The following is an 18,645-nucleotide window of genomic DNA, read 5'->3' on the forward strand; positions in this document are numbered from 1 at the left end:
CCATCACGCCACGATCTTGCCCACACCTCCCTCAAGATCCAAGTGAGACACGCTCTTAGCTCCGCCAGGAGCCCGCACGAGGCGGTGGCGCGGCAAGGCGGTGGTCACGCTCGCGGTCGCCGCGGTCGGTGCCTCCGCACTGGTCGCGCTCCCCGCCGCCGCACAGCAGCCCATCGGGCTCGGCCCCGTGCCGATCACGTTCCACATGCGGGACGACAACGGGAAGTGGTTCGACTCCGGGCTCAACCTGTTCGGCGACCAGTCGCTGGCCGTGGCGGAGATGCCGCGGCTGGGCACGCTCGGCGGTCTCACGACGGGCGGGGAGCTGACGAGCCTGCTCAACTCCGATCTCGGTGGTGCGCTGGGAAACCTGGTGCGCAACGTCGCGGGGCAGGTGCCGGTGCTGGGTTCGCTCGGCGGTGACCTGTGGAAGGCGCTGAACCTCGACAGCACGCTGTCGACGGTGCAGTCCATCGGCGCGGCCAACCCGAAGGCGCTGCCGTCGGCGCTGAAGGCGACCGGGTTGCTCGGCCAGTTCGCGCAGGCGCTGAGCGCTCTGCCCGCCGACCAGCCGGTGAACCTCAACTCCCTGCCGGTCGGCGTCGACCTGCAGGGCGCGCTCAACGATCTGGCCAAGTTCGCGGTCAAGGGCCCGCCCGTGACGGTGAACTTCGTGGTCGACCCCAACGAGTCCACCGGGGCCCGTGACCCGATGGGCCTGATCGCTCCGGAGGGTGCGCAGGGCTTCCCGTACGACAACCCCAGCGGCGCGTTCTTCGGCGAGCGGTCGGTCCAGCTGACCGAGCCCGGCCTGTACGCGTTCACCGACATGGTCACGCCGTACATGCTCGGCGCGGTCGTGGTCGACGACCCGCTCACCATCGGGCTCGACTTCGGCAAGGCGTCGATGGTCAACTCGCGGAACCTCGTCGTGCCGACGAACTCCGACATCGTCAACCGGCTGGTGAACACGTTCTTCAACATCACCAACCCGAACAACTGGCAGCAGTTCAAGGCCGACTCGGAGAACTCGTTCGACGCGATCCAGCCGCCGGTGCCGATCCTGCAGTACGACGCGGCGGGCAACCCGGTGCTGATCCCGAACCTGGACGCCTACTTCGACAAGAAGTTCTCCTACCCCAAGACGTTGTCGAAGGGCAACCAGCTGCCCGCCACACCCGGCGTCGGCGAGGTGTGGATCGACACCGAGGTCGAGGAGTGGGCGGGCAAGAAGGCCGTCGGCTCGGCGACGAAGGTCAACGTCGAGAACTGGACGGTGGACCGCAAGATCGGTGCCCCGTCGATCAACATGAACAACCCGCACAACATGTGGACCGACAAGGACTACAAGTACCTGTACCAGACGGAGTGGTTCTCCAACAAGGTCGACGTGTTCGACCGGGAGACGGGCCAGTTCGTCCGGCAGACGCAGGTCGGGCAGAACCCGGCGCACGTGATGACCGAGACCGGCAGTGACAAGCTCGTCATCGGTATCAACGCCGGCAACGAGATCGTCGAGCTGGCGCCCGGAGCCACCAGCGTGCTGCGGAAGATCTCGGTGAGCCCGACCGGCGAGGTGCGGCACCCGCACGCGCACTGGACCAGTTCGGACGGCAAGACCGTGGTCACGCCGAACGTGCTGACCAACAACGCGTCGGTGATCGACATGCCGACGGGCACGGTCCGGACCGAGCCGACGGGCCAGTTCCCGATCGCGTCGAGCATGACGCCGGACTCCTCGAAGTTCTACACGGCGGACTTCCTCGGCGAGACGATCACGTGCGTCTCGCTGGCGGCGAACGCGTGCGTGGACAACGGGGAGAAGGTGCACAGCAAGACGATCGACCTGTGGGCGAACTACAGCCCGCAGGACGGCCCGAAGGCCGGTGCGCCGTTCGGCGGGCTCACGATCCAGCTGCCGGTGAGTCCGGACGGCAACGCGATGCTCGCGGCGAACGTGCTGTCCCAGACGGTCACGGTCGTCGACCCGAGGACGGACAAGGTCGTCAAGGACCTGCCGTGCACGGCGGGCTGCCACGGCATCAACTTCGGGGCCAAGAAGGGTGGCGGCTACTACGCCTACGTGTCCAACAAGTTCTCGAACGTCATGCAGATCATCGACGTGGACCCGAACGGGGACGGGAACATCAGCGACGCGAAGGTGGCGGGCCAGCTGACGCTCGACGGCACCGCGTCGACCAAGATGGACGGTTCCATCGCGGCGAAAGCCGGGTACGGCGGGCAGGGTGTGCTGCCCATCCCGCTGGTCTACAACGGCTGGGTCCAGCAGAACCAGGGCACCTGGCGGGAATCGCTGACCTGCCGTCAGCTCAACCCGCTCGACCAGTCGGCCTGCTGATCCGCTCGATCGTGGGACGGGGCCGGGGCAGCACCCGGCCCCGTCCCACGGCACTGGAGGAGGAACCCATGTCCCGGAAAGCGTTTGCGCGTGTGCTGTGCGCACTGGCCGCGGTCGTGCTCGGCCCGCTGGCGGGCGCCGTCCCCGCCGCGGCGCAGGTGTCCATCGTGCCGGACCGGGTCGACGGCGGCGGGATGCGGACCTTCGCCTTCCGGCTGGCCAACGAACGGACGGACACCAGGTCCACCCAGCTCGAACTCGTGTTCCCGCAGAACCCGCCGATCGCCTACGTCGAGGTGGCGCCCGTTCCGGGGTGGACGGTCACCGTGCGCCCGCGGCCGCTGGAACCGCCAGTAGCGGCCGGCGGCAAGGTGATCAGCGAGGTCGCCGGGGCGCTCGTGTTCGCGGGCGGTTCCGTCGCGCCGAGGGAGTTCGAACAGTTCCTCGTCACGATGGGGCCGCTACCCGCCGACGGGCAGCTGGCGTTCGAAGCGACGCAGAGCTTCGCCAACGGGGCGATCGCACACTGGAACGGGCAGACCTCACCCGCACCGGTGATCACCGTCGGCTCGGGCGCGGCCCCCGCCGCCGCTCCCGCCTCCGCGGCGGGCGGACCGGCCAAGGCCGACGGGGGTACCGGCGCGGTCGCGGCGGAGGCCGCCCCGCGCGCCTCCGGCACCACGGGTGGCCCGCCGTTCGCCGTGTTGTGGGGGGCGGTCGGGCTCGCGCTCGTCGTGATCGCGGTCGTCTGGTACCGCGCCCGCCGCCGCAGGGAAACCGGGGCGGGCACCCGATGACGGCGGTGCGGGAGCGAGCGACCACCGTGGTCCCGCGTGGTCGCATCGTCGCGTTCTTCGTCCTGGTCGCGGCCTGCTGGGGCACACTGCTCGCGGCGATGCCGCAGGCGACCGGTGACCCGGTGCTCATCACGACCTCACCCGGCAGCACCGAGGTGGTCAAGTCGCCCGGCCACGTCCTGCTGACGTTCGACCGGCCGGTGCCCGCGGGCCTGGCGACCGTGCGCATCCTCGACCCGGACGGCAGCCAGGTCGTCCACGAGCGCCCCGTCCACCCGGCGGGCCGGGACGACACGATCTCCGTGCCGATGCCGAAAGAACGGCACGAGGGCACCTACGCGGTCGCGTGGACGCTGCCGTCCAGCGGCCTGCAGCCGATCAGCGGCAGCTTCACGTTCGACGTGTCCTACCGCATCGACCCCGAGGGCGTGCCGGACATCGAGACGACGCACGACCCGGTGCTCGCGGCCGTTCACCTCACGGCGCGCGCGGCGGCCGTGGTGGCACTGGTGCTGCTCACCGGTCTGGCGGTCTTCGTCGCGTGGAACGGGACCACGCGGCGGGCCCGGCGGTGGGTCAAGGCGACGTGGTGGGTTTCGGCCGGGGCCACCGTAGTGGCGCTGCTGTCGTTCGGTCCCTACGCCGCTTGGGCACCGCTGCGGGACGCGTTCGACCCCCGGCTGCTGTCCGGCGCGCTCGCCTCGGACGCCGGAGGAGCGTTGCTGGCCAGGCTGTACGTCCTCGTCCCCGCCACACTCGGCCTCGCGCAGCTGATGACGAGCCCGCCCGCTGCCACCGCCGGGGAGCGGCGGCTGCGGGTCGCGGCGGTGCTCGGGTGCGCGACGGCACTGCTCGCGACGTGGCCACTCGCGGGGCCGCCGCTCGTGCTCGCCGCGGACGTCGCGGTCCTCGCACTGGTGGCCGTGCCCGTCGGCTGGCTGGTCCTGTCCCGCCGGTGGGCCGCCGTGGTGCTCCTCGCCGCGACGGCAGCCGGGGTGGTCCTCCTGCCGGGCGGCCATGTGCCCGGGCAGCCACCGGCCGCGCTCCGGAACCAGGTGGCACCGACCAGACTCGCTTACGACACCGGGAAACCCGGCGGGCAGGGGGCCGTGGACCTGGTGCTGATCCCCACCGCGACCCGGCTCGACGCCCACGTGTCCGTGCTGAACGACGACGTGAGCGTGACCGCCGTGCTGACCGCCGCGGGCCGGACGGTGCCGCTCCCGCTGCACCACGCCGGTACCGGCCACTGGGCCGGATCGGCGGCCGTGCCCGAACGCGGCCGCTGGGAGCTCGCGCTGACGCTGCGCGCGGCCGACGGGAGCACGCAAACGATTCCGCAGCCCATCGACGTGCGATGAGCGAACGCGCAGGAGTTGCCTTGTCCTCAACGGAAACCGCCCGGCAGCCCGCCGATCCACGGCACCGGGCCACCCGGCCGTCGCCCTCGCCCCGGCCCGGCACCGTCGTCCAGCTGGTCGCGCGGCGGCTGCACTTCCTGGCGGGCATCGTCGTCGCGCCGTTCCTCGCCGTGCTGTGCCTGACCGGGCTCGTCTACGTGTTCAGCCCGCAGATCCACGACAGCCTCTACCACTCGGACCTGCACGTGAACCGGGTCGGGGACACCACGCGCCCGCTGGCCGAGCAGGTGCGCGCCGCGCTCACCGCGCATCCGGAGGCGACGCTCAAGCAGGTCCTCACGCCCCCGGCACCGGACCGCACGACGCGCGTGGTGCTGTCGGTACCCGGCCCCGCGGGCACGCCGGACCGCACGGTGTTCGTCGACCCGTACACCGGGTTCATCAACGGTGAGCTGGCCACCGTCGAGAACCGGCTGCCCGCCAACACCTGGCTGCGTCAGCTGCACAGCAACCTGCACCTGGGCGCGGCAGGGCGGCTCTACGCCGAACTCGCCGCGAGCTGGGTGCCGCTCATCGCGCTCGGCGGCCTGGCGCTGTGGCTCGCGCGCACGCGTCGCAAGCGCAAGCTCCGAGAGGTGCTCCTGCCCGCGGTGCGGGGCAAGACGGGGTGGCAGCGGCTGCGCGCGGTCCACGGCGCGGCCGGGCTGTGGCTCACCCTGGGACTGCTCGTCGTCAGCGGCACCGGGCTCGCGATGACCCAGTTCGCCGGTGGCCGGGGCGACCAGGCCGTCGACCCGATCCACCTGCGGGCGCCGGTGCTCGCGGCCATGCCGGTGCCGGTGCCGCCCGGGGCCTCCCCGATCGACCTCGACCGGGCGGTGGCGGCCGCCGGGCTGTCCGGTGAGCTGGCCGTGGTGCCGCCGTCGGCACCCGGGATGCCGTTCACCGTCGCGGAAACCGGCGAGGGCCTGCCGATGCACCGGGGAGCGGTCGCCGTCGATCCGTACACCGGAGGGGTGACCGAACGGCTCGGCTGGGACGACTACTCCCTCGTGGCGAAGCTCAGCACGTTCGGCACGGAGTTCCACACGGGCACGTTGTTCGGGCTGGCGAACCAGCTCGTCCTCGCCGTACTCGCGGCCGCCACGCTCGTGCTCCTCGCGCTGGGCTACCGGATGTGGTGGATCCACAACCCGTACCGGGGGCGGTGGGCGTCCTTGCCGCGGCCGGTGTGGCGCCAGCTGCGGGGCCCGTGGCTGAGCGCCGTCCTGCTGGGGGTCGCGGTCCTGGCCTGGCTGCTGCCGGTGTTCGGCGCGAGCCTGGTGGTGTTCGTCCTCCTCGACGCGGGCCTCACCCGGCTGCGGGCAGCAGGGACGCGCCGAACCCGGGACTCGCAGGTCCAGGTACGAACGGTGGGCGTGGGGGACAATCGGGTCCGTGGCCGAGAACAACCGTGAACTGGCGGACTTCCTGCGGCGGGCGCGCAGCCAGGTGGACCCGTCCCGCGCGGGCCTGCCGCAGGACGGGCGGGTGCGCCGCGTGCCGGGGCTGCGGCGTGAGGAGGTCGCGATGCTGGCGGGGGTGTCGCCGGACTACTACGCGCGCCTGGAACAGGGGCGGCGCATCACGCCGTCGCCCGCCGTGGTGCAGGCGATCGCGCGAGCGCTGGAACTCGACGCGGCCGGCCGGGCGCACCTGGAGGACCTCATCGGGCTCACGGCCGCGCCCGCGTCGCGGCGGTCCCGCGCGGTCCAGCGCGTGCGGCCCGGGTTGTACCAGCTTCTCGACTCCCTCGACGGCGAGCCCGCGCTGGTGCTGGGGCGGCGGACGGACGTGCTGGCCGCCAACCGGATGGCGAAGGCGTTGTTCACCGACTTCGACAGCATGCCGGCGACGCGGCGCAACTACGCGCGCTGGATGTTCCTCGACGAGGACGCCCGGTCGCTGTTCGTGGACTGGCAGGACCAGGCCAGGGCCGCGGTGGAGAGCCTCCGGTTCGAGGTCGGCCGCGACCCGGGGGACGCCGCGACGGCCGCCCTCGTCGCGGAGCTGCGCGAGAGCAGCCGCCAGTTCGACGAATGGTGGGAGCAGCACCGGGTCCACCAGCGCACGCACGGCTCGAAACGGCTGAGGCACCCGCTGGTCGGCGAGCTCACCGTGGAGTACGAAACCCTCACCCTGCCAGGAGATCCGGACACGACGCTGTACGTCTACACCACCCAGCCCGGGTCGGAGTCGCGGCGGGCCCTGAACCTCCTGGCCAGCTGGGCGATGACCGGCGGACGCTGACTGTCTACTGTGGACCTTCGTGCGGGAAGCCGATCCGCAGCAGGGCCGCGGCGACGGCGGCTGCGAACACGATCAGCGCACCCAGCACGAGGGCCGGCCGGTAACCGTGGTGCAGCAGCGGTGCCACGACGAGCGGGCCGAGGATCTGCCCCGCCGAGTACCCGGCCGTCAGCAGCGCGACCGCTCGTGGCAACCGCAGGTGCGTCCCCGTGCCGAGGGCGATCGTGCTGACTCCGAGGAAGGTCGCGCCGAACAACACGGCCGCGACCAGCGCGGCGACCACGCCCCCGGACAACGCGGGCAGCGCGATGCCCACCGCCTGCACGAGCAGCGCGACCAGCAGCAGGTCGGGCCGCGTCCAGCGCCTGCCCAGCCACGCCCAGCCGATCGAGGACGGTACCGCGGCCAGGCCCACCAGCACCCACGCCGCCGCCCCGAGCCAGCCCGGCGAGCCCTGCCCGATCGCCGCGACGAGGAACGTGCCCGCGATGATGTAGCCGACGCCCTCCAGCGTGTAGCTCACGAACAGGGCCGAGAACCACCGGTGCGTGCGTGGCCGTTCTGCCGCGACCGCCCTGCCGGGCTCGGGAGGCGGCCGCAGGCGCCACGCCGCGGCGGCGAGCACCAGCCCGACGACGGCCGTCGCGATCCAGGCGGAGCGCCAGTTCCCGGCGGTGCGGAGCACGAGCACCACGGCGCCGGACAGGGCGATCCCGGCGCCGACGCCGCTGAACCCCCAGCCCGGCAGGTGGTCCCGGAGGTGTCCCAGCACTGAGTTGGCGGCGAAGACGAACACCACGCCGCTCGCGGCCCCGGCGAGCAGGCGCAGTGCGAACCACCAGTGAACCCCGGTGGTGCACGGCATCGCGGCGAGCGTGGTGACCAGGAGGACCAGCGCCGCGCGGTACAGCACCACCGAACGCCCGAGCCCGGGCGCCAGCATCCCGACGAGCGCGCCCGCCAGGTTGCCCACGTAGTTCGCCGTGGCGAGCGAGGCGCCCCCGGACGCGGTCAGGCCCGCCTGGGCGGTCATCAGCGGGAGGATCGGGGTGTACGCGAACCGGCCGACGCCCATGCCCACCGCGAGGGCCGACGCTCCCTGCGCGGCGTGCAGCCAGTCGGCGCGCAGTGCGCTGCCGTTCGTTGTCGCGACCACGGTCCTCAGCCAACGCGCCCCGCGCGCCCACGTCCACGACCTGCTCGTGAGGACTGGTAAGCGCAGCTTCCCACCGCAGGTCCGGGGGGCCGGACCTAAGCTCGGCCCATGGAACTGCGGCAGCTCCGGTACTTCGTGGCGGTGGCGGAGGAGCTGCACTTCGGCCGGGCCGCGCGGCGGCTGCACATCTCAGGGCCGGCGCTGTCGCAGCAGATCATCGCGCTGGAGCGGGACCTCGGCGCGCCGCTGTTCCTCCGCGACCGCCGTGGTGTCCAGCTGACCGGGGCGGGCCGCGCGCTGCTGGCGGACGCCCGGCAGATCCTCGCGCTGGCGGACGGCGCGCGGGAGCGGGTGCGGCAGGAGGCCGAGGCGGCGAGCCCGCTGCGGCTGGGGTACGTGAGCTGGCTGCCCGACGGCCTGCGCGCGCTGGTCGCCCCGGCGGTGTCCCTGCGGGTGGACGACTGGGTGCTGCCGTCCCACACGCAGGCCGACCGCGTCGCCGAGGGGACGCTCGACCTCGCGCTGGCCTGGATCGAGGCCCGGGAAGCCGCCGCGAAGGGGCTTTCCGCCCACCTCATCTGGGCCGAGCCGTTGCCCGCGGTCTACCCGGGCGTGACGACGGGCGAACCGGTCCCTGCGGCCCGCGTCACGGTGCTCGCCGACGCGGACGAGTCGGCGTGGTCGTCCTGGAACCGGTACGCCGTCGAGTTCGCCACGCACGTGGGGGCGAAGCTCGTGGAGATCGACGACGGCGGTGTGACGGGGGAGGCGTTCTACGCGCACGTCAGGCGGATCAACGCGCCCGTGCTGGCGTCCCCGAAACGCCACACGGCGGCGGTCCCGCCGGGGCTGGGGCACCGCCCGGTCGCCCGGCCCCGTCCACTGTGGACGTGGTCGCTGCTGCACCGCGCGGACGACGAACGGCCTGGTGTGCGGCACGTCGTGGAGTCGCTGGAGGCCTACGCCCGCGGCCGCGGGTGGACGACCGCGCCCCCGGGCTGGTGGCTGCCCGCCGACGACCCGCACCGGACGGCGCTGGAGACATAACCAAAGCTGATGACCTGCGTGCCTTTTGGCCCCTACCGGGTCACCGCCGGGAGCGCGAGCCTGAACGCATGCTGGTGAGCGAGCGAATCGAACCCACGTGGCAGCGGGATGTCCGGTCCCGGCTGGTGAACGTCCTCATCGGACTGGAGCTGGCCGGGGAAAGCGCCCCGGCGGAGCTGGCCGGGCTGCTCGGCGAGTGCCTGTCCGAGGTGCGGGAGGCGCGGCGCCTGATGGCCGGTTCCCACCAGGGCGGGCCTGGGGTTTACCACAGTGCCGGGGTGTGGGAAAGCCGCGGAAATCCTGAAGAACACCTCATGGTCCTCCCGGTCTCGGCACGGAAGCCTGGAGTCAGCACGAACGCAGGACTCACACGGAACCCGGAGGTAGCCAGATGACCGCGATCGACCAGCCCACCCCCACCGGCAACCGGCGGCTGCCCGCCTCGGGCACCGTGGGGTTCAGCGCCTCACCCGCGCTGGCCCGCAACCTGCAGCTGATCCTCGTCGACCTGATCGAGCTGCACCTGCAGGCGAAACAGGCGCACTGGAACCTCGTCGGCACCGACTTCCGCAGCCTGCACCTGCAGCTGGACGACATCACCGACGCCGCGCGGGAGGCGAGCGACACCATCGCCGAGCGGCTCCGCGCGTTGCGGGGCACCCCGGACGGCCGGTCGGACACCGTCGCCGCCACCACGACGCTGGCCGCGTTCCCGGCGGGCGAGCTCTCGACCGCCGAGGTGATCGAGCTGGTCACCAACCGGCTGCACGCCGCCGTGTCGACCATGCGGGTCGCGCACGACGCGATCGACGCCGAGGACCCGTCCACGTCCGACCTGGTCCACGGCGTGATCGACACGCTGGAGAAGCACGCCTGGATGCTCGACGCGGCCGGCCGCACGCCGCGTCGCTGAACCCGGATTTCCCAACCTCCGAAAGGAAAAGTCATGGGCAGGATCACCGTCGGACAGCAGAACTCGGAAGCCGTCGAGATCCACTACGAGGACCACGGCGAGGGGCAGCCGGTCGTGCTGATCCACGGTTACCCGCTGAACGGGCACTCGTGGGAGAAGCAGGAGCGCGTGCTGCTGCAGGCCGGGTACCGCGTCATCACCTACGACCGCCGCGGGTTCGGCCAGTCCAGCCAGCCCACCGTCGGCTACGACTACGACACGTTCGCCGCGGACCTCAAGGCGCTGCTGGACCACCTGGAGCTCGACGACGTCGTGCTGGTCGGCTTCTCGATGGGCACTGGCGAGGTGACCCGCTACCTCGGCACCTACGGCTCGGCGCGGGTGCGCAAGGCCGTGCTGATGGGAGCCATCCCGCCGTACCTGCTCAAGACCGACGACAACCCCGAGGGCGTCGACCGCTCGGTGTTCGAGGGCATCAAGGAAGCGTTGGTCAAGGACCGGCCCGCCTACTTCAAGGACTTCCTCGACAACTTCTACAACGTCGACACCTACCTCGGCACGCGCATCAGCGAGCAGGCGTGGCAGAACAGCTTCAACGTCGCCGTCGCGGCCTCCGCGCACGCCGCCTACGCCTGTGTCGACACGTGGCTGACGGACTTCCGTGACGACCTGCCCAAGATCGACGTGCCGGTGCTGCTCGTCCACGGCGACGCCGACCGGATCCTGCCCTACGAGGCCACCGCGGCGCGGCTGCCCGGCCTGATCAAGGACCTGGAGTTCGTGACCGTGTCCGGGGGCCCGCACAACATCGCGTGGACCCACCCCGACGAGGTCAACACCGCACTGCTGGACTTCCTCGGCCGTTGACCGCCGTCCGCCGGAGCCCGCGGTCACGGGCTCCGGCGGGGCGTGCTCAGGCCGCCTGGGTTTCGGCGGTCGCCGTCAGCACGGCCCGGCCGAGGATGTGGCCGGAGATCGTGAAACCGAGGTAGGCGGGGGTGGCCTCGGGGCCGACGCCGATGTGCTCGACGTCGAGCGCGTGCACGACGATGAAGTAGCGGTGCGGGCCGTGACCCGCGGGCGGGGCGGCGCCGAGGAAGTGGGCCACCCTCGCGTCGTTGGGCAGCTGGTAGGCGCCTGCGGGCAGGCCGCTGCCGGTCTCGTCGCCGGCACCCTCGGGCAATCCGGTCACGTCGGCGGGGATGTCGGCCACGGCCCAGTGCCAGAAGCCGGAACCGGTGGGGGCGTCCGGGTCGTAGACGGTCACGGCGTAGCTGCGGGTGCCTTCGGGAGCGCCGCTCCAGGACAGCTCCGGCGACAGGTCCTTGCCGCCGGGCAGGCTGCTCGAAAGCTGCGCGGCGGGCAGCGGGCCGCCGTCGCGCAGGCCGGGGCTGGTGACGGTGAACGTGGCCGCTTCGGGCAGGCGGGCGAACGGGTCGTTCGCGGTCATCGGGTTGTTCCTTCCACCTGGGTCAACTGGTGTCGTGATCGACTATAGCAAAGATAATCGATTATCTGCCAGATCGTCTACACTCCAGGGACATGACCCTTTCCGACCAGGTCCACGCCCGCCTGCGGGACGAGATCATGCGTGGGGACCACGTTCCGGGTGCGGCCCTCAAGCCCCAGGAACTCGCGAACCTGCACGGAGTCAGCCTGGCCGTGATGCGCGAGGCGCTGGTGCGGCTGGCCGGGGAGGGGCTGGCCGACCGGCTGCCCAATCGTGGTTTCGCGGTCCCGTCGTTCTCCGACCGCCGCTGGCAGGAGATCGCGGAGGCGCGCAGCACGGTCGAACCGGCGATGCTGCGGCTGGCGATCGCCCGGGGTGATCTCGACTGGGAGTCACGCGTCCGCGCCGCACACCACCGGCTCGCGCGCACGCCGCCGTTCGAGCCGGGGGAGGGCGAGTTCGCGAGCGCCGCGTGGTCCGAGGCGCACCGGGTGTTCCACCGCGCGCTGCTCGAGGGCTGCGGCAACACCGTGCTGCTGGAGACGTTCGACCGGCTGTGGACGGCGAGCGAACTCGCGCGCCGGTGGTCGGGCCGCCGCAACCCGGGCCGTGATCACGTCGCCGAGCACGCGGAGCTGGAAGAAGCCACACTGGCCCGCGACGCCGACCGCGCCGCGGCGTGCCTCGCCCGCCACGTGACCCGCACGGCGGAAGGCCTGGTGGCCGATCAGCCCGCGAGTTAGGCGTGATCCTCGGCGCCCAGGTCGGTGATCAACACGGGGCTTCCGCGTCTCCACCCTGGGGCAGTCCTGCGGAGAAACGAGCGGCGGGCGTGCGAGACCTGGTGCGTCGCCGGGGCGGCAGCGAGCGGCTCATCGACAGCGTGCTGGCGCCGGGGCGCAGGCCTGAGCACTCGGCGCACCACGAACTCCGTGAAGGCCTTCGTTCACTGGCGGGGATCGGCGATGTTGAACTCCACCAGTTTCGCGGCGACGATCGCGCTCAGGCGTCCGTGCTCCGCCGGAAGTCCCTGCCGGAGCAGGCCTTTTCTGATTTCTTCGAGCACGGTGTGGAAGGTGAGTGGCTGCGCGGCGTCGAGCAGGCCCGCGGTGACGTCCGGGCGGACTCCCCAGGAACGCAAAGCACCACCGGTATCGCCGGAGTCGATGGCGGCGACTCCGGCACGAAGGGCGGGCAGGCCGGTGACGTCGGCGACCTCTCCCAGCTTGGTCATGAGAAATCCGGGAGGCCGGCACAGCAGGCGGTCGCAGCCCGCGATCGTGTGCAGGTACTGGCTCGGTTGCGGGGTGTCGATCAAGGGGGAGCCGGCGTAGCGGTCCGCGTCGAACACCGTGGCTCCCGGAGCGAAGGTGGCAGCCGACTCGACAGCGGGCAGGAGGGCGTTGGTGAACAGGCGGGTGACCAACCGCGCCTGGGGATCGGCCTCGCCGTAAAGCCGCTCGGCGCGTGAAGCCGCTGTGGGGTGGGTGAAGCCGTACCGCAGGAAGAGCCCGCGCTCCGACAGGTGGATGGCCACCATGGCGACGAACGCGCCCAGCAGGGCGAGCACGGAAGGGTGCGCGACGCTTCCGCCTGCGCGGGCCTCCGCCAGCACTGCGCGGTGGGCGAGCAGGTCCGCCTCGAGTTCCCGGCGCTGGTCCTCCGAGCAGACGGGCAGGTGCCCGCCGGACGGCTGCGCTCCTCCAGGGGCGGAACCGTGTGCCAGTACGTGGTGTGCGATTTCGTGACCGATGACGAACTGGAAGGCGAAGTGGCTGATCAGCAACGCGATGTTCTCCGCACGGGTCGTCAACGGCCGCACCAGGTTCGCGGCGAGCCCGAACACGCGCTGGTTGACGGTGTAGTAGCGGAGCAGGGCGAACAGGAGGTCCGGATCTTCGGCCAGGCTGCCCCGGGCCGCGGCCCAGTAGGACCGCGCGATCCTGGCGGGGGCGGGCCGCGAGTTCAGCCGGTCGAGGGCGGCAGCCGCGTGCCGGGCGAGTGGTGAGATCAGACCGAAGACCGAATCGGCGATCGTGACCAGGCCGGAGCCGTCGGGGAACGGTTGCAGCTGGGCGGAGACGTCGTGCTGGAGAGTCGTTGTGACGTAGACGGTCGACAGTCGGGCCGGCTCGGCGCCCAAGGCGGCCATGCCGTTCTTGACCTGACCGGCCAGCTCCTGGACCATCCCCGCCACGGGACTGCCGTGATGCGTCCACGGACTGTCTCCCCACTCCGCCGCGTTCCCGTCGAAACGGGAGAGGTGCGCCTCGGCACCCAGCTCCGCCAGGCGCTCACGCACGTGCTCGCTCCACGCGTCGCGATCAGGCTCCAGCGTGCGCCACAGCTGCAGGGCGAGGTTCTCCTCGTTAGTCACGGCGCCCCCCTGGCTCAGTGGTTGACCTGTTCCAGGTATCGGACGATCTTTTCCCACAGCTGCCGGAAGAACTCCTCCTCCGTGACGAGGCGGCCTGCCGCCGAACCCGCGGTGAAGTCGCGGTACGCCAGCTTTGCCGCCTCGGAGTCGGGATCCCACACGGCCGCGACCTCTCCGTTGACGCCGGGTCCGGTGATGCGCGGCCAGGCGAACTGCACGGTCAGCCCGTTTCGCCAAGGCGGCTCGCCCCTGGCGACCTCGAGTTCGCACACCGGTCGCCCGCGCTCTTCGACCAGCACCGACACGCCGTCGCCGGAAGTGCGGACCCGGCAACGGAAGCCGTAGTCCTCCAGCGCCTGGGATTCCTGCTGAAAGCGCTGTTCGAGGTGTCGCAGCGCGTCGTCGAGCGCCGCCTGCGAGCTGAAGCGGCTGGGCGCCAGACGGGGGCGCCGGAGCGCGGGGCCGCTTTCCCCGGTACCCGGCGACGGCTGCCGTGAGAGTCCGACGCGCTCGACGATCGCCTTCGCCAGTGCCTCCGGTTCGTAGTCGGCGGCTTTGAGGTAGACCGTGGCGGGGTTCAGGTGCTCGGGCGGGAACACGACGTCGTCCATCAGCACGGGCAGGATGTAGTCCACCTGCTGGATCCCACGCAGATTCGCCGTGCGGAACTCGTCCATGGGATAGGAGCCCGCGAGGTATTCACGGGACAGGAAAGCCACGACGTACCGCGTGTCGGCGCTGCCGTAGACCTTCCGCAGTTCCTCAATCACGTTCCGCCCCCACAGCTGGACCGTGACGTTCTTGTCGTAGAAGACATCGAGCCCGAGGCGTTCGCACTCGCGGACCACACGCTCCACGTAGGAGCGCTGTGCCCCGGAGAAGGACATGGCGATGTCGTGGGCGTGTTCCCGGCCGCTCATCGCAACATCCTAAGCGGATCGGGGCGAAATCCCGGTACCGTCTGCGCGACGGAGTTCCGGCCGGAGGACTTGCATGAGCACGCTCACCGATCTCGTCGCGTTCTGTGAAAACCTCGAGGACGACGACCTCGACGCCGCCCTCGGCGCGGCTCTGCTCGGCTCGGGGCTGGGCGTGGCACCGCAGGACCGGGGCCACCTGGCGCGGTTTGCCCGTGAGTGGTTCGGCAACAAGGCAGGCCAGCTGCGGCGGCGCGTGCGGGAGACCGAGACGTACCGGATCTGGGTCGCGACCGCGGGCCCGGGGCAGGTGGCGGAAGCCGGGGTGCTGGCCAATGCCCTTCACGAGCAGGGACACGACGATCCGACTGCAGCGGCGCTGGCGACCGTGCTCGCTCGCGACGAGTTCGCTCGCACGTCCCGCGTCTACGACATCGCGGTGTCGTTCGCCGGCCCGCAGGCGGACTACGTCGCTTCGGTAGTCGCGGAGGCCAGGGCACTGGGACTCGTCGTCTTCCACGAACCCGACATGACGCACCAGTGGTGGGGACGCAACTTCCTGATGGAGGGGCGCAAGGTCTACGGGCAGCTGACGTTGCACTTCGTGCCGTTCATCTCGGCGGAGTACCTCGCGGAGCCGCGGCCGCGTGACGCCTTCGAGACGGCGATGGTGGCGGCTGTGCGGCGGGGCGACGACTACATCCTGCCCGTGCTCATCGGTGAGGTCGTCGTGCCACCCCAGCTGCTCAACCCGCACGTGGGTTATCTGCGTGCGGAGGAGTACGGCCCGCGTGACCTCGCGGCACGCATGAAGGACAAGGTGATCGCCTCGAAGAACGGGGGCGCGGGTCCGCGGGACGTCGGCGCCATCGTCCGGGCGGCGCAAGCGGAACCGGGTTCGCGGACCGGAAGTTGATCGACACGGTGGAGGTGGGGTCAGGTGGCACCCGACGACAGTCAGGCCAAGCGCAGGTACGAACTCCTCGAGCCCGACCGCCACGTCCAGACGGAGTCCCTGCGACAGCGGATGGCTGAGCTGAGTGCCGACAGCGAGCTGGGGCGGTTCGAAACGATGCTCGAGGAGTGGTCGCAAAGCGAGTGGGCACACTACGGCAACCCGGTCTCCGCGATGGTGGAGACGGTGACAGACCAGATCAAGGGCGCGATGGCCGATCTGGGCGCGGATCCCGCCAGGCTCGCCACCGTGCACGTGGGGACCACGCTCGCCGACGACGTGTCGGCACAGATGCAGCCGTTCTCCGATGGCTCGGGCCTGGTCACGGTCGCCGATTCGATCTTCAGCCTCATGACGGTCTTCGCCGGCTACGCCGGCAGTGCCCTGCACCGCGTGGGCGACGGGCCTGCTCCCAAGAAGCTTTGGCGGCTCCTCGTCGCGATGAGGAGAGGAGCGCTGGGGGAGGATCCGGCCGTGCTCACCGGACTCCTGCGTTACTACAACGTGAACCAGCGGGTGTACGGGTTGGCTGCGAAGCTCGACCGGCGGTCCGGGGCGGGGGCGGAGCAGGTCGCGTCGTTGATCGCCCTGCTCGGGGCGCAGTTCGTGATCGGGCACGAGGTCGCGCACCACGTGCTCGGGCACGACTCGGGTCCCAGTGGCTTCTTCCCCGGTGAGCACCTGCCGGTCTGTTCGGCCGAGCAGCAGCCTGAGCTCGACGCCGATCTGCTGGCGTACCGCGCGGTCGTCCGGGTGTCCGAACGCGAGATGGCCGGCACTCCCGCGGCTTCCGCGGGCGGTGTCTTCGCCCTGCTGGGAGCTCTGGTGGCCATGGTGACGATCCACGTGACCGAGCGAGCGCTGTTCGTCCGCCGGGGGTGCACCCATCCGCCCGCCGGGGTGCGGGCGGATCTGTTGGTGGAGCGGGTGGACCAGCGGTCGCAGCAGTTCGTGCGGCTCCTCTTCCGCAACCTCTTGGCGGCCGCGGAGGACTCCTCGGAGTTCGGGCCCGGTGCGCGGGTGTTCGACGGGGACGACTTCGGGAAGCTGGCGGAGATCAGCACTCCCGTGTCCCCGGAGTACCTGCGGTCGATCACGGCTTTCGACCTGTTCCTCTGCCGCCCGCCGGATTTCCTGGCCGGCGAACTCGGCCGGATCGCCGAGGAGGACGGCGCCGGCTTCCTCGCCACCGGTGGCGAGGCGATGGCGGCCGGCGACCTCGCCACCGCCCTCCGGCTGTGGGGGGTGGACGACGGGACGGCGGCGCTGGTGCTCGACCCCCGTCGCGCCCTCACTTTCCACTCGCTGCTGGAGGCGGTCCGCGATGGGGTGCTGCGGCAGGGCGTTCCGAAGGACCGGGCGCGGACGGTCGCGATGATCATCGCGAGACTGACCGAGGTTTCGTTGAAGGACGCGGACCGGTGAGGAGGGCGCGCCCGCGACGCCCTCCTCACCCCGTCCTCAGGCTGCCGGGACCTTGTCCAGGAAGCCGTAGACGGTCCGGATCCGGCCGCCGTCGAAGATCGCGACGTCGAAGCCCACCACGAGGGCCTCGCCGCCTTCGGGGCCCAGTTCCCAGGTGAAGCGGGCCTGTTCGTGGTGGGCGTCCACGTCGCCGCCCAGCTTGAACACGAAACCGGGGAACTGGGCCTGCACGGCGCCGATCGTGGCGTCGAGCTGGTCGCGTCCGCGGGCCTCGGCCATCGGGTCGATGTAAGCGCAGTCCTCGGTCCACAGCGCGTCGATCCTGGCGCGGCGGGCCGCCGGGTCCGTCTCGTTCCAGATCGCGATGTAGTCCTGGACCAGTTCGTTGAGATCACTCATCGGGGGCTCCTCACTTGGTTGTTCCTGCTGGTGAGAACGCTAGGCGGGATCGGGAGCCGGGGAATCGGTCACGCATAAGTACTTTGGACCCATGCTGTACGGCAGGGACCCCGAACGCGCGCGGCTCGACGACGTGCTGGCCGCCGCCGTGGCCGGGCGCAGCGGGGCGCTCGTGGTCCGCGGCGAACCCGGCATCGGCAAGACCGCGCTGCTGGAGCACGCCGCCGGGGCCGCCGCCGCAGCCGGTGCCCGGGTGCTCCGCGGCGGGGGCGTGGAGTCCGAGGCCGAGCTGCCCTTCGCCGGGCTGCACCTCCTCCTGCGCCCGGCGCTGGACCGGGCCGGCGCGCTGCCGGAGGTGCAGGCGACGGCGCTGCGCAGCGCGCTCGGCCTCGCGGCGCCCGGCAGCGGTGACCGGTTCCTCGTCGGACTGGCGGTGCTCTCGCTGCTGGCAGACCTCGCCGAGGAGCAACCGCTGGTGTGCCTCGTCGACGACGCGCAGTGGCTCGACCACGCGACGGCCGAGACGCTGCTGTTCGCCGCCCGGCGGCTCGACGCCGAGGGTGTCGTCCTCCTCTTCGGCGCCCGTCCCGGGTTCGCCGCGCCGGGCCTGCCGGTGCTGGAACTGTCCGGTTTGGACACCGCCGCCGCGGAAACCCTGCTCGCCGACCACGATCCCGGCCTGGCCCCGCCGCTGCGGTCGCGGCTGCTGGCCGAGGCCGCCGGAAACCCGCTCGCGCTGATCGAGCTCCCCGCCGCGCTCCGGGCCGCTGACCCCGGTCCCGCACTGCCCCTGACCGAAAAGCTGCGTGCCACCTTCAGCGAGCAGCTGGCCGGACTGCCCGCCGCCACCAGGCAGCTGCTGCTGGTCGCCGCGGCCGACGACACCGGTGACCTCGCGGTCGTCCTCCGCGCCGCCGCCTCGTTCGGCGCCTCGGTGACCGACCTGAGCCCCGCCGAGCACGCCGGGCTGGTCGTGCTCGGCGAGGGCACCGTCGCCTTCCGGCATCCGCTGGTCCGGACGGCCGCCTACCAGGGCGCGCCGCTCGCCGACCGGCTCGCGCTGCACCGCGCGCTCGCCCAGGCGCTGACGGGTGCCGAGCACGCCGACCGCCGCGCGTGGCACCTCGCGAGCGCGGCCTCCGGGCCGGACGAGGCCGTGGCCGCCGAACTGGAGCGCACCGCGGCCGAGGCGGGGCGGCG

18 protein-coding genes are annotated in these 18,645 nt (G+C 71.7%); 13 read left to right on the top strand and 5 right to left on the bottom strand.

Features of this window, described 5'->3' with window-relative positions:
• Window positions 1–100: 100 nt before the first annotated feature.
• The 5 genes from ABFX51_RS27455 to ABFX51_RS27475 all read left to right on the top strand — a co-directional run bounded on the left by ABFX51_RS27455 (window position 101) and on the right by ABFX51_RS27475 (window position 6,806).
• The gene (locus ABFX51_RS27455) at window positions 101–2,359 is read left to right on the top strand and encodes a YncE family protein (RefSeq protein WP_346055344.1); all 2,259 of its coding nucleotides are present in this window, start codon (window positions 101–103) and stop codon (window positions 2,357–2,359) included.
• Window positions 2,360–2,427: 68 nt separating this feature from the next.
• A complete protein-coding gene (locus tag ABFX51_RS27460; protein WP_346055345.1) occupies window positions 2,428–3,156 on the top strand; it encodes a DUF1775 domain-containing protein in 729 nt (242 codons plus the stop codon).
• Window positions 3,153–4,517 carry a copper resistance CopC family protein gene (locus tag ABFX51_RS27465; protein ID WP_346055346.1) on the top strand — a complete coding sequence of 455 codons (1,365 nt, stop codon included), beginning with the start codon at window positions 3,153–3,155 and terminating at the stop codon, window positions 4,515–4,517. Before ABFX51_RS27460 ends, ABFX51_RS27465 begins: the two co-directional genes overlap by 4 nt.
• Before the next feature lie 20 nt (window positions 4,518–4,537).
• The gene (locus ABFX51_RS27470; RefSeq protein WP_346055347.1) at window positions 4,538–5,974 is read left to right on the top strand and encodes a PepSY-associated TM helix domain-containing protein; all 1,437 of its coding nucleotides are present in this window, start codon (window positions 4,538–4,540) and stop codon (window positions 5,972–5,974) included.
• The gene (locus ABFX51_RS27475) at window positions 5,955–6,806 is read left to right on the top strand and encodes a helix-turn-helix domain-containing protein (RefSeq protein ID WP_346055349.1); all 852 of its coding nucleotides are present in this window, start codon (window positions 5,955–5,957) and stop codon (window positions 6,804–6,806) included. The genes ABFX51_RS27470 and ABFX51_RS27475 overlap by 20 nt, the downstream gene beginning before the upstream one ends.
• A gap of 4 nt (window positions 6,807–6,810) precedes the next feature.
• Here the strand turns inward: ABFX51_RS27475 and ABFX51_RS27480 are convergent, their stop codons facing one another.
• The gene (locus tag ABFX51_RS27480) at window positions 6,811–7,962 is read right to left on the bottom strand and encodes a YbfB/YjiJ family MFS transporter (protein WP_346055350.1); all 1,152 of its coding nucleotides are present in this window, start codon (window positions 7,960–7,962) and stop codon (window positions 6,811–6,813) included.
• A 108-nt stretch (window positions 7,963–8,070) separates the two neighbouring features.
• Between ABFX51_RS27480 and ABFX51_RS27485 the strand changes: the two genes are divergently transcribed.
• The 4 genes from ABFX51_RS27485 (at window position 8,071) to ABFX51_RS27500 (ending at window position 10,789) form a co-directional block, all read left to right on the top strand.
• The gene (locus tag ABFX51_RS27485) at window positions 8,071–9,009 is read left to right on the top strand and encodes a LysR family transcriptional regulator (protein ID WP_346055351.1); all 939 of its coding nucleotides are present in this window, start codon (window positions 8,071–8,073) and stop codon (window positions 9,007–9,009) included.
• A 74-nt stretch (window positions 9,010–9,083) separates the two neighbouring features.
• Window positions 9,084–9,404 carry a hypothetical protein gene (locus ABFX51_RS27490; protein ID WP_346055352.1) on the top strand — a complete coding sequence of 107 codons (321 nt, stop codon included), beginning with the start codon at window positions 9,084–9,086 and terminating at the stop codon, window positions 9,402–9,404.
• The gene (locus ABFX51_RS27495) at window positions 9,401–9,922 is read left to right on the top strand and encodes a Dps family protein (protein ID WP_091505573.1); all 522 of its coding nucleotides are present in this window, start codon (window positions 9,401–9,403) and stop codon (window positions 9,920–9,922) included. Before ABFX51_RS27490 ends, ABFX51_RS27495 begins: the two co-directional genes overlap by 4 nt.
• A gap of 33 nt (window positions 9,923–9,955) precedes the next feature.
• Window positions 9,956–10,789 carry an alpha/beta fold hydrolase gene (locus ABFX51_RS27500; protein WP_346055353.1) on the top strand — a complete coding sequence of 278 codons (834 nt, stop codon included), beginning with the start codon at window positions 9,956–9,958 and terminating at the stop codon, window positions 10,787–10,789.
• A 46-nt stretch (window positions 10,790–10,835) separates the two neighbouring features.
• Here ABFX51_RS27500 and ABFX51_RS27505 read toward each other — a convergent pair whose 3' ends face one another.
• Window positions 10,836–11,372, bottom strand: coding sequence for a YbhB/YbcL family Raf kinase inhibitor-like protein (locus tag ABFX51_RS27505; protein WP_346055354.1), 537 nt, complete (start codon window positions 11,370–11,372; stop codon window positions 10,836–10,838).
• Between the two features lie 92 nt (window positions 11,373–11,464).
• Here ABFX51_RS27505 and ABFX51_RS27510 point away from each other — a divergent pair, with 92 nt between their 5' ends.
• Window positions 11,465–12,115 (top strand): GntR family transcriptional regulator, encoded by a 651-nt coding sequence (locus tag ABFX51_RS27510; RefSeq protein WP_346055355.1) that lies wholly within the window; start codon window positions 11,465–11,467, stop codon window positions 12,113–12,115.
• Window positions 12,116–12,318: 203 nt separating this feature from the next.
• On the opposite strand, the gene ABFX51_RS27515 is transcribed toward ABFX51_RS27510, so the two are convergent.
• Together ABFX51_RS27515 and ABFX51_RS27520 are read right to left on the bottom strand one after the other, a co-directional pair.
• The gene (locus ABFX51_RS27515; RefSeq protein WP_346055356.1) at window positions 12,319–13,749 is read right to left on the bottom strand and encodes a M48 family metalloprotease; all 1,431 of its coding nucleotides are present in this window, start codon (window positions 13,747–13,749) and stop codon (window positions 12,319–12,321) included.
• Window positions 13,750–13,763: 14 nt separating this feature from the next.
• On the bottom strand, window positions 13,764–14,669 hold the full coding sequence (locus tag ABFX51_RS27520) for a TIR domain-containing protein (protein ID WP_346055357.1): 906 nt from the start codon (window positions 14,667–14,669) through the stop codon (window positions 13,764–13,766).
• 73 nt (window positions 14,670–14,742) lie between these two features.
• Here ABFX51_RS27520 and ABFX51_RS27525 point away from each other — a divergent pair, with 73 nt between their 5' ends.
• Together ABFX51_RS27525 and ABFX51_RS27530 are read left to right on the top strand one after the other, a co-directional pair.
• Window positions 14,743–15,582, top strand: a complete 840-nt coding sequence (locus ABFX51_RS27525) for a hypothetical protein (RefSeq protein WP_346055358.1) — start codon at window positions 14,743–14,745, stop codon at window positions 15,580–15,582.
• 24 nt (window positions 15,583–15,606) lie between these two features.
• On the top strand, window positions 15,607–17,046 hold the full coding sequence (locus ABFX51_RS27530; protein ID WP_346055359.1) for a hypothetical protein: 1,440 nt from the start codon (window positions 15,607–15,609) through the stop codon (window positions 17,044–17,046).
• Window positions 17,047–17,082: 36 nt separating this feature from the next.
• On the opposite strand, the gene ABFX51_RS27535 is transcribed toward ABFX51_RS27530, so the two are convergent.
• The gene (locus ABFX51_RS27535) at window positions 17,083–17,445 is read right to left on the bottom strand and encodes a nuclear transport factor 2 family protein (protein WP_346055360.1); all 363 of its coding nucleotides are present in this window, start codon (window positions 17,443–17,445) and stop codon (window positions 17,083–17,085) included.
• Between the two features lie 91 nt (window positions 17,446–17,536).
• On the opposite strand from ABFX51_RS27535, the gene ABFX51_RS27540 reads away from it, so the two are divergent.
• A partial coding sequence (locus tag ABFX51_RS27540) for an ATP-binding protein (protein ID WP_346055361.1) occupies window positions 17,537–18,645 on the top strand: 1,109 nt, incomplete at its 3' end.

Origin of the sequence: Amycolatopsis dongchuanensis (assembly GCF_039542405.1) — a bacterium.
In the GTDB taxonomy this organism is placed as follows: Bacteria; Actinomycetota; Actinomycetes; order Mycobacteriales; family Pseudonocardiaceae; genus Amycolatopsis_E; species Amycolatopsis_E sacchari.

Excerpts from the sequence above, each read along its gene's own strand:
- ABFX51_RS27460 (WP_346055345.1), top strand. The coding sequence starts at position 2,428 with ATGTCCCGGAAAGCGTTTGCGCGTGTGCTGTGCGCACTGGCCGCGGTC.
- ABFX51_RS27465 (WP_346055346.1), top strand. The coding sequence starts at position 3,153 with ATGACGGCGGTGCGGGAGCGAGCGACCACCGTGGTCCCGCGTGGTCGC.
- ABFX51_RS27485 (WP_346055351.1), top strand. The coding sequence starts at position 8,071 with ATGGAACTGCGGCAGCTCCGGTACTTCGTGGCGGTGGCGGAGGAGCTG.
- ABFX51_RS27495 (WP_091505573.1), top strand. The coding sequence starts at position 9,401 with ATGACCGCGATCGACCAGCCCACCCCCACCGGCAACCGGCGGCTGCCC.
- ABFX51_RS27500 (WP_346055353.1), top strand. The coding sequence starts at position 9,956 with ATGGGCAGGATCACCGTCGGACAGCAGAACTCGGAAGCCGTCGAGATC.
- ABFX51_RS27505 (WP_346055354.1), bottom strand. The coding sequence starts at position 11,372 with ATGACCGCGAACGACCCGTTCGCCCGCCTGCCCGAAGCGGCCACGTTC.
- ABFX51_RS27510 (WP_346055355.1), top strand. The coding sequence starts at position 11,465 with ATGACCCTTTCCGACCAGGTCCACGCCCGCCTGCGGGACGAGATCATG.
- ABFX51_RS27520 (WP_346055357.1), bottom strand. The coding sequence starts at position 14,669 with ATGAGCGGCCGGGAACACGCCCACGACATCGCCATGTCCTTCTCCGGG.
- ABFX51_RS27525 (WP_346055358.1), top strand. The coding sequence starts at position 14,743 with ATGAGCACGCTCACCGATCTCGTCGCGTTCTGTGAAAACCTCGAGGAC.
- ABFX51_RS27535 (WP_346055360.1), bottom strand. The coding sequence starts at position 17,445 with ATGAGTGATCTCAACGAACTGGTCCAGGACTACATCGCGATCTGGAAC.